This is a genomic window from Pseudomonas sp. NPDC077186, from assembly GCF_044543505.1.
Classification (GTDB): domain Bacteria; phylum Pseudomonadota; class Gammaproteobacteria; order Pseudomonadales; family Pseudomonadaceae; genus Aquipseudomonas.
In genome coordinates this window covers 121,747-134,404 of record NZ_JBITWE010000002.1, presented here as the reverse complement: position 1 = coordinate 134,404, position 12,658 = coordinate 121,747, and the positions used below count along the sequence as shown (strand labels likewise).

Genomic DNA, 12,658 nt, shown 5'->3' with positions numbered 1-12,658 from the left:
GAGTTTCCTAAGTGGGCATTCTGGCTAAGGTTGGAAGATCATGCGTGACAAGGTGACCGGCGCGCGGCGCTGGGTGGTGAAGATCGGCAGCGCGCTGCTGACCGCCGACGGGCGCGGCCTGGATCGGGCGGCCATGGCGGTGTGGGTCAAGCAGATGGTGGCCCTGCGCGAGCAGGGCGTGGAGCTGGTGTTGGTGTCTTCCGGCGCGGTGGCGGCGGGCATGAGCCGCCTCGGCTGGAACAGCCGACCGAGCGCCATGCACGAGCTGCAGGCGGCCGCCGCCATCGGCCAGATGGTGCTGATCCAGGCCTGGGAGTCGAGCTTCGCCGAGCACAATCGACGCACTGCGCAGATCCTCCTGACCCACGACGACCTGTCCGACCGCAAGCGCTACCTGAATGCGCGCAGCACCCTGCGCACCCTGGTCGACCTCGACGTGGTGCCGGTGATCAACGAGAACGACACCGTGGTCACCGACGAGATCCGTTTCGGCGACAACGATACCCTGGCCGCGCTGGTGGCCAACCTGGTGGAGGCCGACCTGCTGGTGATCCTCACCGACCGCGACGGCATGTTCGACGCCGACCCGCGGCACAATCCGGACGCCAAGCTGATCAACGAGGCGCGCGCCGACGACCCGGCGCTGGATGCGGTGGCCGGCGGCGTCGGCGGTGCGCTGGGGCGCGGCGGCATGCAGACCAAGCTGCGCGCCGCGCGCCTGGCGGCGCGTTCCGGGGCGCACACGGTGATTGTCGGCGGCGCCATCGAGCAGGTGCTGGCGCGGCTCAAGGCCGGCGAACGCCTGGGCACCCTGCTGGCCCCCGAGCGCGGCCTGCTGGCGGCGCGCAAGCAGTGGCTGGCCGGCCACCTGCAGACCCGCGGCACCCTGGTGCTGGATGCCGGCGCGGTGAAGGCGCTGAGCCAGGATCGCAAGAGCCTGCTGCCGGTGGGGGTGAAGGCGGTGCAGGGCAGCTTCCGCCGCGGCGAGATGGTGGTCTGCGTCGCCCCGGACGGCCGCGAGGTGGCCCGCGGCCTGGTCAACTACAGCGCCCTGGAGGCGCAGAAGATCATCGGCCAGCCGTCCGATGCCATCGAGAAGCTGCTGGGCTATGTCGACGAGCCGGAGTTGGTGCATCGCGACAATCTGATCCTGGTCTAAGGAGAAAGGCATGCGTCCGTTCAAGGGAGTGCTGCTGGGCCTGCTGGTGCTGCCCAGCCTGGCGCTGGCCGAGACCATCGGCGAGGTGTCGACGGTGTTCAAGTGGGTGGGGCCGAACGACAAGATCGTCGTCGAGGCCTTCGACGATCCCAAGGTGGAAGGTGTGACCTGCTACCTGTCGCGGGCCAAGACCGGTGGGGTCAAGGGCGGCCTGGGCCTGGCCGAGGATCGCGCCGAGGCCTCCATCGCCTGTCGCCAGGTCGGGCCGATTCGTTTCCAGGGTGAGCTGAAGGATGGCGAGGAGGTGTTCAAGGAGCGCACCTCGCTGGTGTTCAAGACCATGCAGGTGGTGCGCTTCTTCGACAGCAAGCGCAACACCCTGGTGTACCTGGTCTACAGCGACCGGGTGATCGAGGGCAGCCCGCAGAACGCGGTGACCGCTATCCCGATCCTGCCCTGGGGCCAGTAGGGTGCGCCGTGCGCACCAACGATGAGGATGCCGGTGCGCACGGCGCACCCTACGCCAAAAAGAAACCGCCCCGAAGGGCGGTTTTTTGTGCGCGGGCCGATCAGGCGCTGGGGATGTCCAGCTGCAGGCGCTGGTTCGACTGCGCCTGCACTTCGCGGTAGCGCTCGGCGTCCTTGGCCAGGACGTCGGCCATGGCCGGGAAGATCTCGTCCAGCTTGCTGCGCCAGTCCGCAGACTGGGCCTGCTCGGGGAAGCAGCGACGGATCAGGTCGAGCATGATCGACACGGTCACCGAGGCGCCCGGCGAGGCGCCGAGCAGGGCGGCGATGGAGCCGTCGGCCGCGGCCACCAGCTCGGTGCCGAACTGCAGGATGCCGCCGTTCTTGCCATCCTTCTTGATGATCTGCACGCGCTGGCCGGCCACTTCCAGGCGCCAGTCCTCGGCCTTGGCCTCGGGGTAGAAGCCGCGCAGGGTCTTCAGGCGTTGCTCTTCGGACTGCATCACTTCCTTGATCAGGTAGCGGGTCAGGTCCATGTTGTCGCGCGCCACCGCCAGCATCGGGCCGATGTTGTTGGCGCGCACCGACAACGGCAGGTCGAGGAACGAGCCGTGGCGCAGGAACTTGGTGGAGAAGCCGGCGTAGGGGCCGAACAGCAGGGATTTCTTGCCGTCCACCACGCGGGTATCGAGGTGCGGCACCGACATCGGCGGCGAGCCGACCTCGGCCTGGCTGTAGACCTTGGCCTGGTGCTTGGCCACCACCTCGGGGTTGTCGCAGCGCAGCCACTGGCCGCTCACCGGGAAGCCGCCGAAGCCCTTGCCTTCTGGGATGCCGGACAGCTGCAGCAGCGGCAGGGCGCCGCCACCGGCGCCGAGGAAGACGAACCTGGCCTGGATCTGCCGAGTGGCGCCGCTCTGGGTGTCCTTGACGCTGACGCGCCAGCCGTCGTCTTCGCGCTTGAGGTCGGTGACCTTCTGGTTGCAGGTGACCTTGGCGTCCGCCTGGCGGGCCAGGTAGTCGAGCATCTGCTGGGTCACCGCGCCGAAGTTGACGTCGGTGCCGGCCTGCACGCGGGTCATGGCCAGCGGCTCGCCGGCGTCGCGGCCGGGGATCAGTAGCGGCGCCCAGTCGGCGATGGTGGCGCGGTCCTCGGTGTACTCCATGGCGCTGAAGGCATGGTGCTGGCGCAGGGCCTCGAAACGCTTCTTGAGGAAGGCGATGCCGTCCTGGCCGCGCACGAAGCTCATGTGCGGCACCGGGTTGATGAAGGACTTCGGCGAGTCGATCGCGCCCTTGTCGATCAGGTAGGCCCAGAACTGCTTGGACTCCTCGAACTGGGCGTTGATGCTCACCGACTTCTTGATGTCGATGCTGCCGTCGGCGCCTTGCGGGGTGTAGTTCAGCTCGCACAGCGCGGCGTGGCCGGTGCCGGCGTTGTTCCAGGGGTTGGAGCTTTCCACCGCGCCGGACTCGCGCAGTTCCACCACTTCCAGCTTGATGCCGGGATCGAGTTCCTTGAGCAGCACGCCCAGGGTCGCGCTCATGATGCCGGCGCCGACCAGCACCACATCTACGCTTTGGTAATCGTTATGCGCCATTAACCTCACTCCAAGAAATACTGCACCAGATTGACGGCCTGTCGGCCTGCTAGGGCGATGCCGGTGGACTCAGACGCAGTGCCTGGTCGCGTGGCCGGGAGGGTTAAGGCGGGGATTTGCGGACGCAAAACTGTTCATTTATTCGCCACACTCTTGTGAAGTTGTAAAAACCGTTTTTTCACGCTCTTTTGGAGCGGTGAACCTCAAAAGCTCGTCTGCCTCGGCGCGCTTGTGCCCCGCACAGGTCATGCATTGCATGGCTGCAATCGGCTCTGCGTATGGGCTTAAAGCGGCTGGCCGGAAGTGGCAGCGCGAAGTGGGCGACTCTCTGGGGCGGGGCGATGACCTAGCATCGGCGAGGTGGTGCGGCCCGATCAGGAGACGTCCTTATAATCGGGGCGCGATTATAGCGGTGAATGAGGCGAAATTGATCGCCCTGCGTGACTTTTCTTCTTCCGTCGGTCAGGCCGCCAACGGGCGAGCGCCTGCTGCATGCGTGACGACCGGCGTGACGCGCACGCCGGCGGGCAGCGGCGCGCCCAGCCAGCAGGGGCGCGATTCGCTCACCTCGACCCAGCCGGCCTGCTGCGGATGGGCCTGCGCCTGGCGCAGCGCGCGGCAATGACCCTGGGCGTCGAGCCAGGCGAAATGGCGCAGCGGGCGGCGGGGGCTGAACAGGCGGCGCAGCAGCGACATGGCGAAGACTCCGGCGGATGGGCTGGCGTCCGTTATGCCGTACGGCGGTGACAGGCTGATGACAGGAACCGCAGGCAGGGGCTGGCAGTCCGATACTGCGAGTGCTGTCGGCGCCAGTCGTCGCTGGGTATACTGCCGGCCACTTTTTCAACCCCTCTTGGAGAGATGAGCATGTTGCACCGCGCGTTGTTCGCCTTGCTTGCCGCCGCCAGCCTGACCCTGGCCGGTTGCGCCCACAGCCCTCAGCAACTCAGCCCGCAACCCAAGCTCACCAGCGCGCTGACCGCGGTCGGTCAGGGCCAGCCGGTGGTGGTTCGGGTGGTCGATGGGCGTCCGTCGCCGAACCTCGGCACCCGCGGCGGCCTGTATCCGGAAACCAGCGCCATCAGCGTCAGCAGCGAAGCCATCCTGCCCAAGCTGCAGGCCGAGGCCGAGGCCGCGGTACGCCTGCTCGGCTTCACCCCGTCGAGCAACGCCTACAACGTGCCGCAGCTGACCCTGACCCTGGCCGAACTGAAGTATCAGTCGCCCAAGGAAGGCCTGTACGTCACCGAGGCCGACATCACCGCCTCCATCCGCGCCGACGTTCAGGGCGCCAGCCGCCGCTACAGCGGCCGTTACGGCGCCTCGCTGAACCAGCGCTTCGGCATGGCGCCGAACCAGCAGACCAACACCAAGCTGGTCAGCGACGTGCTCAGCGACGCCCTGACCCGCGCCTTCAAGGACCCGACCATTGGCCAGGTGCTGCTGCAGTAACGCAGAGCCCAGACACGAAAACGCCCCGCATTGCGGGGCGTTTTCATTTCTGCGGGCGCTTCAGGCTGCCTGCTCGTAGAGCTCCGGCAGGCTCATGCCGGTGCGGTTGTCGATGTCTGGCAGGTCGTAGTGTTCGTGACCGCCCAGGGCGCAGTAGACCAGCCAGTGGTGGTCCTGCACGTTGAAGGAAAGTTCGTCGACCACGGCGTCCACTTCATCCAGCGAGTCGATCAGGTAGTCGCGATCCAGCGGTTGTGGGTTGAGCATGGCAGGTCCTCCGCGGACATTAAGGGTAAGGCTCCACTGCAGGTCGTGACTGCGTGGTCAGGATGAGAGATACAAACCCTAGGCCAGGGATATGACAGTTTTCAGACGATTTCGGGATAGCCGCCGCGTTCGTCGGAAACGAACCTTATAAAACATGGATTTCAGTACACTGCGCGACGACTTTCGACGGCCGGAACGGGCGCTGCTGCACCTCATTTTCGGCGTGAATCCCCATTCTGGTGCGGCGGCGGCGTCGCTGCACCGAGCTGATCCCGAGGTGTTGCATGTCGCTGCAGATGTTGTGGTCGCTGTTCCTCGCCCATCCGGCCGTGGCGATGAATACGCTGGCATTGTTCTTCGGCCTGGCCGGCGCCTGGCTGTGCCTGATGACCCGCCTGCGCGAGCAGCGCGGCCAGGCCCGCATGCTGGCGCAGGGCGAGCTGGAAAGCCTGAGCGCCGAGGCCGAGGCGTGCGACGAGCGCACCCTGCGCATCAATCGCTTCTTCTACCGCTTCGGCGGCGCCTGCCTGGCGGCGGCGCTGCTGCTGTCCTGGTTCAGCACGCGTCTGTAATGGGCGACAGATACGAAAACGGCAGCCCGCGGGCTGCCGTTTTCCTTTGTGCCGGTTGCCTTACAGCGGCAGGCCGGCCTTGATCCGGTACTGGTTGCGCACCGGGTTGGCGTACTGCAGCACCAGGTAGGGCTGCTCCTCGGCGCTGCAGGCGGCCAGGCGCTTGTGCCATTCGGCCTCGGCCTTGGCCAGTTCGTCGGCGGCGAACAGCTCGCGGGCGGCGGGCACTGCCAGCTGCGGGTCGCGCTCCGCCCACATGGCATAGGCCAGGTAGTGCACCGGGAACAGGCGGTACTGGCCGAGGATCTGCCGGTCCAGTTCCTGGGCCAGTTGCTTGGTGTCGTCCAGACCGGCGGCCGGGGCGCCGAAGTGCAGGTGCACGCGGCCCTTGTAGCCGGTGATGCCGAGGGCGATGCTGGCGTCGTCCTCGCCGGGCGCCTTGGTGTAGCTGCCGGTGGCGGCGCGCACGCTCAGCTCGCGGGCCTTGGCCAGGTCGCAGGGGTCGTACTCGTAGCTGATCGACACCGGGATCAGGTTGAGCGAGTCGATCACCGAGGCGAACGGCTCGTCCTTGCGGCTCATGTGGAACATCTTGAGGATCGCCGAGTCGGTGCGGTCGTCACCGTCCTTGGCGCGGCCTTCGGCCTGGGCGATCCAGATCGACTCGCCGTCCTCGCGGATCGAGTGGTTGATATAGGCCGAGAGCAGCTGGTAGGCCGCCAGCTTCTCGCGCCGGCCGCTGATCGAGCGGTGCACGATGAAGCTCTTGTTCAGGCGCATCAGGTCGCCGACGAAGGGCTTCTGCAGCAGGTTGTCGCCGATGGCGATGCGCGGCGTCGGCAGGCCGGCGTGGTACACCGCGTAGTTGACGAAGGCCGGGTCCATGACGATGTCGCGGTGGTTGGCCAGGTACAGGTAGGCCTTGCCCGGTTGCAGGTGTTCGAGGCCGGAATAGGTGATGCCGTCGCTGGCGCGCTCGATGCTGCGGTCGACGTAGGGCTCGATCTTCTCCTGCAGCTTGGCCACCGAGTCGATGCCGGCGAACTCGCTGCGCAGGCGCGCGGCGATCAGCGGCTTGAGCAGCCAGCCGAGCGGCCCGGCCAGGCGCGGGAAGCGAAAGCGGGTGAGGGTGCCGAGAAAGGCCGGGTCGGCGAGCAGGCGCGCCAGTACGGGGCGCACTTCTGCGTCGGCATAGGGTCGGATGGCATCGAATGCGCCCATCATGCTCTCTTGTCGTGGAACGGCTATGGTTGAAATGAAGTGCTGAACGAAAACGCCTGGCGAACAGGCCAGCAATAGACCGGCGATTATACCGCCAAGTCACAAGGAGGCCGCGATGCTGGAAACCGAGGCCTATCTCTGCCCCTACTGCGGCGAGCCGGCCGAAGCCGTGCTCGATCTGTCGGCGGGCGATCAGTCCTATATCGAGGATTGCCCGGTGTGCTGCCGCCCGATCCTGTTCGAGCTGCGCACCGACGGCGTCGACTGGCAACTGGAGGTTCGCGGGGAGAACGACTGATGCAACGAATCTACGAGCCGGAGAATCTGCTGGAGGGCGAGATGCTGCTGGGCATGCTGGCCAGCGAGGGCATCGAGGCGCATCTGCTCGGCCAGCACCTGGTCGGTGCGGTGGGCGAGTTGCCGGTCTGCGGGCTGCTCGGTCTGCTGGTGGCCGACCATGACGCCGAGCGGGCACGCGCGCTGATCGGGGCGTACAATGCCGCGCAACCCCTGCCCGGCGACGAGCCGGAATCCTTCCAGGGCGTGTTGCTGTGCTGACGCGCCCCTGCCTGTCTGTCGAGTTGCAGCATGTGTGGACGCTACGCCCTGTTTCGTTGGTCGCCGGCCCTGGCGGCCTTGCCCGGTTTTCCCGCCGATCAGCAGCCGCACTGGAACATTGCGCCGAACGGCCAGGTGCTGCTGTTGCGTGCCGGCGCCGCCGGGACTGAAGCCGCCGCGGCGCGCTGGGGCTTGACTCCGGCCTGGCTCAAGGACCTGTCGAAGACCCCGGCGCATGCCCGCGCCGAGACCCTGGCCGAGCAGCCGATGTTCCGCGAGCCTTTGCGTCTGCGCCGCGGCCTGCTACCGGCCAATGGTTTCTACGAATGGCGCGGCGCAGCGCGCAAGCGCCCGTACTGGATGACCAACGCCGATTCGCTGCTGTACTTCGCCGCGCTGTGGGAGGTCTATCCGGTCGGCGGGCGCGAGTACCTGAGCGTGGCGCTGATCACCCAGGCAGCCGCCTCGCAGCGCCGCCCGCTGATTCTCGACGAGCAGGAGCGGGCCCTGTGGCTGAGCGGCGAGACCGGGCTGGAGCAACTGCAGACGCTGCTGGCCAGGCCCCAGGGCGGTCTGCGCGAGCGCGCCCTGGCCACCCTGGTCAACGACCCCAAGTTGGATGCGCCGGAGTGCCTGACCCCGGCGTGAAGCCTTAGGCTGTCGCGGGACGCCCAGGCCATGCGCCCCGCAACAACCGCTGGACGCGTGGTGCGCGCGGCGCGCCCTACGAGCCGCTTACACCTTGAACTGGTTGATCAGCCGGCGCTGCTGCTCGGCCAGCTTGGTTAGCCCGGCGCTGGCCTGGCTGGCTTCGTCGGCGCCGCCGGCCACCTCGTTGGCCACCTGGCCGATATTGCTGACGTTGCGGTTGATGTCCTCGGCCACCGCGCTCTGCTGCTCGGCCGCGCTGGCGATCTGGGTGTTCATGTCGTTGATCACCGAGACCGCCTGGGTGATGGCCTCCAGCGAGTCGGCCGCCTGGTTGGCGTGCGCCACGCTGTCGTCGGTCTTGACCTGGCTCTGCTCCATTACCTTGACCACCTCGCGGGTGCCGTGCTGCAGCTGCTGGATCATGCTCTGGATCTCTTCGGTGGCCTGCTGGGTCTTCTGCGCCAGGTTGCGCACCTCGTCGGCGACCACGGCGAAACCGCGGCCCTGTTCGCCGGCCCGCGCCGCCTCGATGGCGGCGTTGAGCGCCAGCAGGTTGGTCTGCTCGGCGATGCCGCGGATCGCCACCAGGATCGCGTTGATGTTCTCGCTGTCCTTGGCCAGGCTCTGCACCACGCCGACGGCGCGGCCGATCTCGCTGGCCAGCGCGGCGATGGCGCTGGAGGTGCTCTGCACCACCTGCTTGCCCTGGTTGGCGGCGCGGTCGGCGTGGTTGGCGGCCTCGGCGGCGTGGGTGGCGTTGCGCGCCACGTCCTGCGCGGTGGCGGTCATCTGGTGCACGGCGGTGGCCACCAGCTCGATCTCGGCCAGCTGCTTCTGCACCCCCTGGTTGGTGCGGATGGCGATGTCGGCGGTGTGCTCGGACGAGTCGCTGACCTGCTGCACCGAGCTCACCACGTCGCCGATCATCGCCTGCAGCTTGCTCAGGAAGGCGTTGAAACCCTGGGCGATCTGCCCCAGTTCGTCGCTGCGCTCGACCCGCAGGCGCACGGTCAGGTCGCCGTCGCCCTTGGCGATGTCGTCGAGCATGCCGACCATCTGCTTGAGCGGGCGGGCGATGCCGTAGCCGACGAACCAGATCACCAGCAGGCCGAGGACGGCGATCAGCAGGCCGACCAGGCTCATGCCCAGAGTATCGGCTTCGCGCTGCGCGGCCAGTTCGCCCTGCAGCTGGCGCAGGTCGGCCATCACGGTGTCCAGCGGCAGTACCAGCATCAGCACCCAGCGGGTATCGGCCTGGCCGATGGCGAAGCTGAGAAACAGCTCGATATGGCTGTCGGCGGGATCGTCCTCGACGTGGATGTCGTACTTCGGTTGGCCCGGCTGCAGGCCGCTCAGGTTGCTCAGTTCGTTGGCGTCGAGCAGCGCGGTGGCCGGTTCGCCGAGCTTGTCCGGGGCCTTGGTCGAGGCCACCAGGCGGCCGTTGCCGGCGATCAGCGCCATCTCGCCGGCGCCGTCGTAGAGCTGGGCGTCGGCCTGGGTCAGCAGCTCCTGGATGAAGTTGACCGCCAGGTCGGCGCCGGCGATGCCGCGGAATTCGCCGTCCACCAGGATCGGCGAGGTGAAGGAGGCGAGCATGGTCATCTTGCCGCCGACGTCGTAGGGCGCCGGGTCGATCACGCAGGGGCGCTTGCGCTCCTTGGGACACAGGTAGTACTCGCCCTCGCGCACCCCGGTGGGCAGCAGTTTCTCGCTTTCCATCGAGCCGATGGCGTCGATACCCAGGCTGCCGTCGGCGTTGCGATACCACCAGGGCAGGAAGCGGCCGTTGCCGTCGTAGCCGTTCTCCTTGCTGCCGGCGTAGAGGTCGTCGCTGGCGTCGAAGGCGTTCGCCTCCCAGCCGATGTAGCTGCCCAGCAGCTTGGGGTTCTGCGCCGTGGTCTCGCGCACCAGATTGGCCAGCTCCTCGCGGCTGGCGGCCAGCAGCGGAGCGCCGCCGGCATCGCTCATGCCGAGCAGGGCGTTGACCCGGGCCAGGTCGGCGGTGATCTGCAGCGGCGCCTCCAGCTCGCGCTGGATTTCGCTGATCTGGGCGCGCGCCAGTGCCGCCAGGCGCTGTTCGATGACCTGTTCGAGCAGCGCCTGGGTGCGTTGCTCCACCAGCGCCTGGGTGCGGCCGCTGGCGAACAGGGCGTAGAGCACCAGGGCCACGACCACGGCCAGCACGCTGGCGCCGGCGAGGAAGGCGACGGAAAACTGGATCGACTTGAACTTCATGTTGGCTCCGGGGCGCGAAGAGGTGGCCTGTAAGCGGCTATCGGCAGCGTCGGCGGAAAACCTGAGCGGGCTGTCGTGGATGAGCTGGCCGGCGGCGTTTTGGCGGTTTCATCGCTTAGCAAAGATGGCCCGCGGCCATCGTGCAAGTGGCGTGGTTGCTCGCGTCGAGGCGGCGGCCTAGCATAGGTCGGTCGATAAAGGAGATCGTTCGATGAACAAGGTTCTTACCCTGGGTGGCCTGGCGGCGGCGCTGCTGCTGGCCGGCTGTCAGGCCGTCAACACCACCAGCGGCGGTGCGGTGGGCGTGGAGCGCAAGCAGTACATGTTCAGCATGTTGTCGGCCGACCAGGTCAACCAGATGTACGCGCAGTCCTACCAGCAGACCCTGAGCGAGGCGTCGAGCCAGGGCGTGCTGGACAAGAACAGCGCCAATGCCAAGCGCCTGCAGGCCATCGCCAACCGGCTGATCCCGCAGGCGCCGCGTTTCCGCCCGGATGCGGCCAACTGGCAGTGGGAGGTCAACCTGATCAAGAGCCCGGAGCTCAACGCCAACTGCGGCCCTGGCGGCAAGATCATCTTCTACAGCGGCATCATCGAGAAGCTCAAGCTGAGCGACGACGAGATCGCCGCGATCATGGGCCACGAGATGGCCCACGCCCTGCGCGAGCACAGCCGCGAGGCGATGTCCAAGGCCTATGGCATCGAGATGGCCAAGCAGGGCGCCGGCGCCCTGCTCGGTCTCGGCGAGGGCGGCCTCGCCCTGGCCGACACCGTGGTGCAGTACAGCCTGACCCTGCCCAACAGCCGCGGCAACGAGAACGAGGCCGACCTGATCGGCCTGGAGCTGGCCGCGCGTGCCGGCTACGACCCCAATGCGGCGGTCAGCCTGTGGCAGAAGATGGCGGCCGCCGGCGGCGGGGCGCCGCCGGAGTTCATGAGCACCCACCCGTCCTCCAGCAGCCGTATCGCCTCGCTGCAGGCGGCGATTCCCAAGGTGATGCCGTTGTACGAACAGGCCAAGGCCGGGCGCTGAGTCCGGCCTCGGGATACACCGGCGGCGCGTCCTGAGGGCTCAGGGCGCGCCGCCGGCGTTTCAGGGCAGGGCTTTTTCGGCGAAGGGGCGGGTTTCCAGATTGAGCTGGGCGCGGAAACTTTCCATGTCGAACATGGTGCAGATTTCCTGGATCTCGTTGCCCGGGGTCAGGGTCCAGAAGGCCATGGCCGAGATGCTCAGCACCTTGTCGCTGGGCGGGTAGCCCAGCGCGGGTTTCTGAATAGTGCCGATCAGGGTGCTCCAGGTGACCACCTTGTAGCCTTCGGCGATGCATTCCTCGACCACCACCTGCAGGTCCGGCATGGCGTGGCGGATGTCCTGCACCATCTGGGCGAAGCCGGCGCTGCTCAGCGGGCGGCCGATAAACGAACTCTTGTAGAGAAAATCGCGGCTGTGCAGCTGCTCGGCCAGCGCCAGGCGGCCCTTGTTCCAGGTCAGGTCGATGTGCTGGCACACCACCTTCTTCCGATCATCCAATGACATGACGCCCTCCGGACTGCCGACTCAAGTTGCGTGACGTGTCGCGCACTTTAGCAGCAGGCGGGAGGGGGCTGGAATTGGCCGATGTGACAGCTCGTTGGCGTCAACGATGTGTCATATCAGGCCGCTCAATTGCAGCGCCTGGTAGCCGGCGTACAGCGCCAGGGCGGCGAAGGCGCAGGCAGCCAGGCGACGGATCAGGGTCAGTGGCAGGCGCTCGGCGGCGAAGTTGCCGGCCAGCACCACCGGCACGTTGGCGATCAGCATGCCCAGGGTGGTGCCGAGCACCACCAGCACGAAATGCGGGTACTGCGCGGCCAGCATCACCGTGGCGACCTGGGTCTTGTCGCCCATCTCGGCGAGGAAGAAGGCGATCAGGGTGGTGAGAAAGGGGCCGTATTTCTTCAGCCCGGATGCCTCGTCCTCGTCCAGCTTGTCGGGAATCAGCGTCCAGGCGGCCACGGCGACGAAACTGGCGGCGAGTATCCAGCTCAGCATGGCAGGGGAGAAGAAACCGGCGACCCAGTTGCCCACCGCGCCGGCGGCGAAGTGATTGGCCAGGGTGGCGACCACTATGCCCCAGATGATCGGCCAGGGCCGGCGAAAGCGTGCGGCCAGGAGCAAGGCGAGCAGTTGCGTCTTGTCGCCGATTTCGGCGAGGGCAACGATCAGGGTGGGGACGAACAGGGATTCCAGCATGAGGTTTTCCTAAAGGGGCGGGTCGACACGGCTATGACACGTACGACCTTCCCGCCCCGGGTAAGGTGTGCGTGTCATAGGTCTTGTCAAACCGCAGGCCCCGCTGGGAGGCCTTGGGTCGCGCGCGCCATGCTCTGCGGAGCAAGTGTGTTGACGCGTGCCGGGCGAGCTGGGCGCTCGCGGGAGACTACTCCCCTAGGACCGGCGCATTGTGCCCAAGGCGCTGTGGTAGAGCAACCCC

General features: G+C 67.2%; 15 protein-coding genes. 8 read left to right on the top strand and 7 right to left on the bottom strand.

From position 1 onward, the window contains the following. Positions 1-40: 40 nt before the first annotated feature. Both proB and ACIGKL_RS09250 read left to right on the top strand, forming a co-directional pair. On the top strand, positions 41-1,159 hold the full coding sequence (proB, locus tag ACIGKL_RS09255) for a glutamate 5-kinase (RefSeq protein ID WP_397486370.1): 1,119 nt from the start codon (positions 41-43) through the stop codon (positions 1,157-1,159). A gap of 10 nt (positions 1,160-1,169) precedes the next feature. Continuing rightward, positions 1,170-1,628, top strand: a complete 459-nt coding sequence (locus ACIGKL_RS09250) for a CreA family protein (RefSeq protein ID WP_397486369.1) — start codon at positions 1,170-1,172, stop codon at positions 1,626-1,628. A gap of 100 nt (positions 1,629-1,728) precedes the next feature. On the opposite strand, the gene mqo is transcribed toward ACIGKL_RS09250, so the two are convergent. Next, positions 1,729-3,228, bottom strand: coding sequence for a malate dehydrogenase (quinone) (mqo, locus tag ACIGKL_RS09245; RefSeq protein ID WP_397486368.1), 1,500 nt, complete (start codon positions 3,226-3,228; stop codon positions 1,729-1,731). A gap of 462 nt (positions 3,229-3,690) precedes the next feature. Further along, on the bottom strand, positions 3,691-3,924 hold the full coding sequence (locus tag ACIGKL_RS09240) for a hypothetical protein (RefSeq protein ID WP_397486367.1): 234 nt from the start codon (positions 3,922-3,924) through the stop codon (positions 3,691-3,693). Positions 3,925-4,095: 171 nt separating this feature from the next. Here ACIGKL_RS09240 and ACIGKL_RS09235 point away from each other — a divergent pair, with 171 nt between their 5' ends. Continuing rightward, entirely contained in the window at positions 4,096-4,680 is a 585-nt protein-coding gene (locus ACIGKL_RS09235; RefSeq protein WP_397486852.1) for a YajG family lipoprotein, read from the top strand. Positions 4,681-4,740: 60 nt separating this feature from the next. Here the strand turns inward: ACIGKL_RS09235 and ACIGKL_RS09230 are convergent, their stop codons facing one another. Next, the gene (locus ACIGKL_RS09230; protein ID WP_021446064.1) at positions 4,741-4,947 is read right to left on the bottom strand and encodes a hypothetical protein; all 207 of its coding nucleotides are present in this window, start codon (positions 4,945-4,947) and stop codon (positions 4,741-4,743) included. 284 nt (positions 4,948-5,231) lie between these two features. Between ACIGKL_RS09230 and ACIGKL_RS09225 the strand changes: the two genes are divergently transcribed. Further along, on the top strand, positions 5,232-5,519 hold the full coding sequence (locus ACIGKL_RS09225; protein ID WP_397486366.1) for a hypothetical protein: 288 nt from the start codon (positions 5,232-5,234) through the stop codon (positions 5,517-5,519). A 60-nt stretch (positions 5,520-5,579) separates the two neighbouring features. Here ACIGKL_RS09225 and ACIGKL_RS09220 read toward each other — a convergent pair whose 3' ends face one another. Beyond that, on the bottom strand, positions 5,580-6,743 hold the full coding sequence (locus tag ACIGKL_RS09220) for a 1-acyl-sn-glycerol-3-phosphate acyltransferase (RefSeq protein WP_397486365.1): 1,164 nt from the start codon (positions 6,741-6,743) through the stop codon (positions 5,580-5,582). Between the two features lie 112 nt (positions 6,744-6,855). On the opposite strand from ACIGKL_RS09220, the gene ACIGKL_RS09215 reads away from it, so the two are divergent. Genes ACIGKL_RS09215 through ACIGKL_RS09205 form a run of 3 tightly spaced genes read left to right on the top strand, consistent with a single transcriptional unit; the run spans position 6,856 to position 7,946 of the window. Continuing rightward, positions 6,856-7,038, top strand: coding sequence for a CPXCG motif-containing cysteine-rich protein (locus tag ACIGKL_RS09215; RefSeq protein ID WP_397486364.1), 183 nt, complete (start codon positions 6,856-6,858; stop codon positions 7,036-7,038). Then, a complete protein-coding gene (locus ACIGKL_RS09210) occupies positions 7,038-7,298 on the top strand; it encodes a DUF2007 domain-containing protein (RefSeq protein ID WP_397486363.1) in 261 nt (86 codons plus the stop codon). The genes ACIGKL_RS09215 and ACIGKL_RS09210 overlap by 1 nt, the downstream gene beginning before the upstream one ends. 30 nt (positions 7,299-7,328) lie before the next feature. Further along, positions 7,329-7,946: an SOS response-associated peptidase gene (locus tag ACIGKL_RS09205; protein ID WP_397486362.1), complete on the top strand. Its 618-nt coding sequence runs from the start codon at positions 7,329-7,331 to the stop codon at positions 7,944-7,946. Between the two features lie 87 nt (positions 7,947-8,033). On the opposite strand, the gene ACIGKL_RS09200 is transcribed toward ACIGKL_RS09205, so the two are convergent. Beyond that, entirely contained in the window at positions 8,034-10,184 is a 2,151-nt protein-coding gene (locus tag ACIGKL_RS09200) for a methyl-accepting chemotaxis protein (RefSeq protein ID WP_397486361.1), read from the bottom strand. Between the two features lie 211 nt (positions 10,185-10,395). Between ACIGKL_RS09200 and ACIGKL_RS09195 the strand changes: the two genes are divergently transcribed. Continuing rightward, complete coding sequence (locus ACIGKL_RS09195; RefSeq protein ID WP_397486360.1) at positions 10,396-11,217, top strand: M48 family metallopeptidase; 822 nt, start codon at positions 10,396-10,398, stop codon at positions 11,215-11,217. Positions 11,218-11,277: 60 nt separating this feature from the next. Here ACIGKL_RS09195 and ACIGKL_RS09190 read toward each other — a convergent pair whose 3' ends face one another. Both ACIGKL_RS09190 and ACIGKL_RS09185 read right to left on the bottom strand, forming a co-directional pair. Continuing rightward, a complete protein-coding gene (locus ACIGKL_RS09190) occupies positions 11,278-11,721 on the bottom strand; it encodes a ketosteroid isomerase-related protein (protein WP_397486359.1) in 444 nt (147 codons plus the stop codon). Between the two features lie 111 nt (positions 11,722-11,832). Beyond that, positions 11,833-12,414: a TMEM165/GDT1 family protein gene (locus ACIGKL_RS09185; RefSeq protein ID WP_397486851.1), complete on the bottom strand. Its 582-nt coding sequence runs from the start codon at positions 12,412-12,414 to the stop codon at positions 11,833-11,835. Between the last annotated feature and the right edge of the window lie 244 nt (positions 12,415-12,658).

Coding starts and splice junctions, on each gene's coding strand:
- proB (WP_397486370.1), top strand. CDS start 41: ATGCGTGACAAGGTGACCGGCGCGCGGCGCTGGGTGGTGAAGATCGGC.
- ACIGKL_RS09250 (WP_397486369.1), top strand. CDS start 1,170: ATGCGTCCGTTCAAGGGAGTGCTGCTGGGCCTGCTGGTGCTGCCCAGC.
- mqo (WP_397486368.1), bottom strand. CDS start 3,228: ATGGCGCATAACGATTACCAAAGCGTAGATGTGGTGCTGGTCGGCGCC.
- ACIGKL_RS09240 (WP_397486367.1), bottom strand. CDS start 3,924: ATGTCGCTGCTGCGCCGCCTGTTCAGCCCCCGCCGCCCGCTGCGCCAT.
- ACIGKL_RS09235 (WP_397486852.1), top strand. CDS start 4,096: ATGTTGCACCGCGCGTTGTTCGCCTTGCTTGCCGCCGCCAGCCTGACC.
- ACIGKL_RS09230 (WP_021446064.1), bottom strand. CDS start 4,947: ATGCTCAACCCACAACCGCTGGATCGCGACTACCTGATCGACTCGCTG.
- ACIGKL_RS09225 (WP_397486366.1), top strand. CDS start 5,232: ATGTCGCTGCAGATGTTGTGGTCGCTGTTCCTCGCCCATCCGGCCGTG.
- ACIGKL_RS09220 (WP_397486365.1), bottom strand. CDS start 6,743: ATGATGGGCGCATTCGATGCCATCCGACCCTATGCCGACGCAGAAGTG.
- ACIGKL_RS09215 (WP_397486364.1), top strand. CDS start 6,856: ATGCTGGAAACCGAGGCCTATCTCTGCCCCTACTGCGGCGAGCCGGCC.
- ACIGKL_RS09210 (WP_397486363.1), top strand. CDS start 7,038: ATGCAACGAATCTACGAGCCGGAGAATCTGCTGGAGGGCGAGATGCTG.
- ACIGKL_RS09205 (WP_397486362.1), top strand. CDS start 7,329: ATGTGTGGACGCTACGCCCTGTTTCGTTGGTCGCCGGCCCTGGCGGCC.
- ACIGKL_RS09200 (WP_397486361.1), bottom strand. CDS start 10,184: ATGAAGTTCAAGTCGATCCAGTTTTCCGTCGCCTTCCTCGCCGGCGCC.
- ACIGKL_RS09195 (WP_397486360.1), top strand. CDS start 10,396: ATGAACAAGGTTCTTACCCTGGGTGGCCTGGCGGCGGCGCTGCTGCTG.
- ACIGKL_RS09190 (WP_397486359.1), bottom strand. CDS start 11,721: ATGTCATTGGATGATCGGAAGAAGGTGGTGTGCCAGCACATCGACCTG.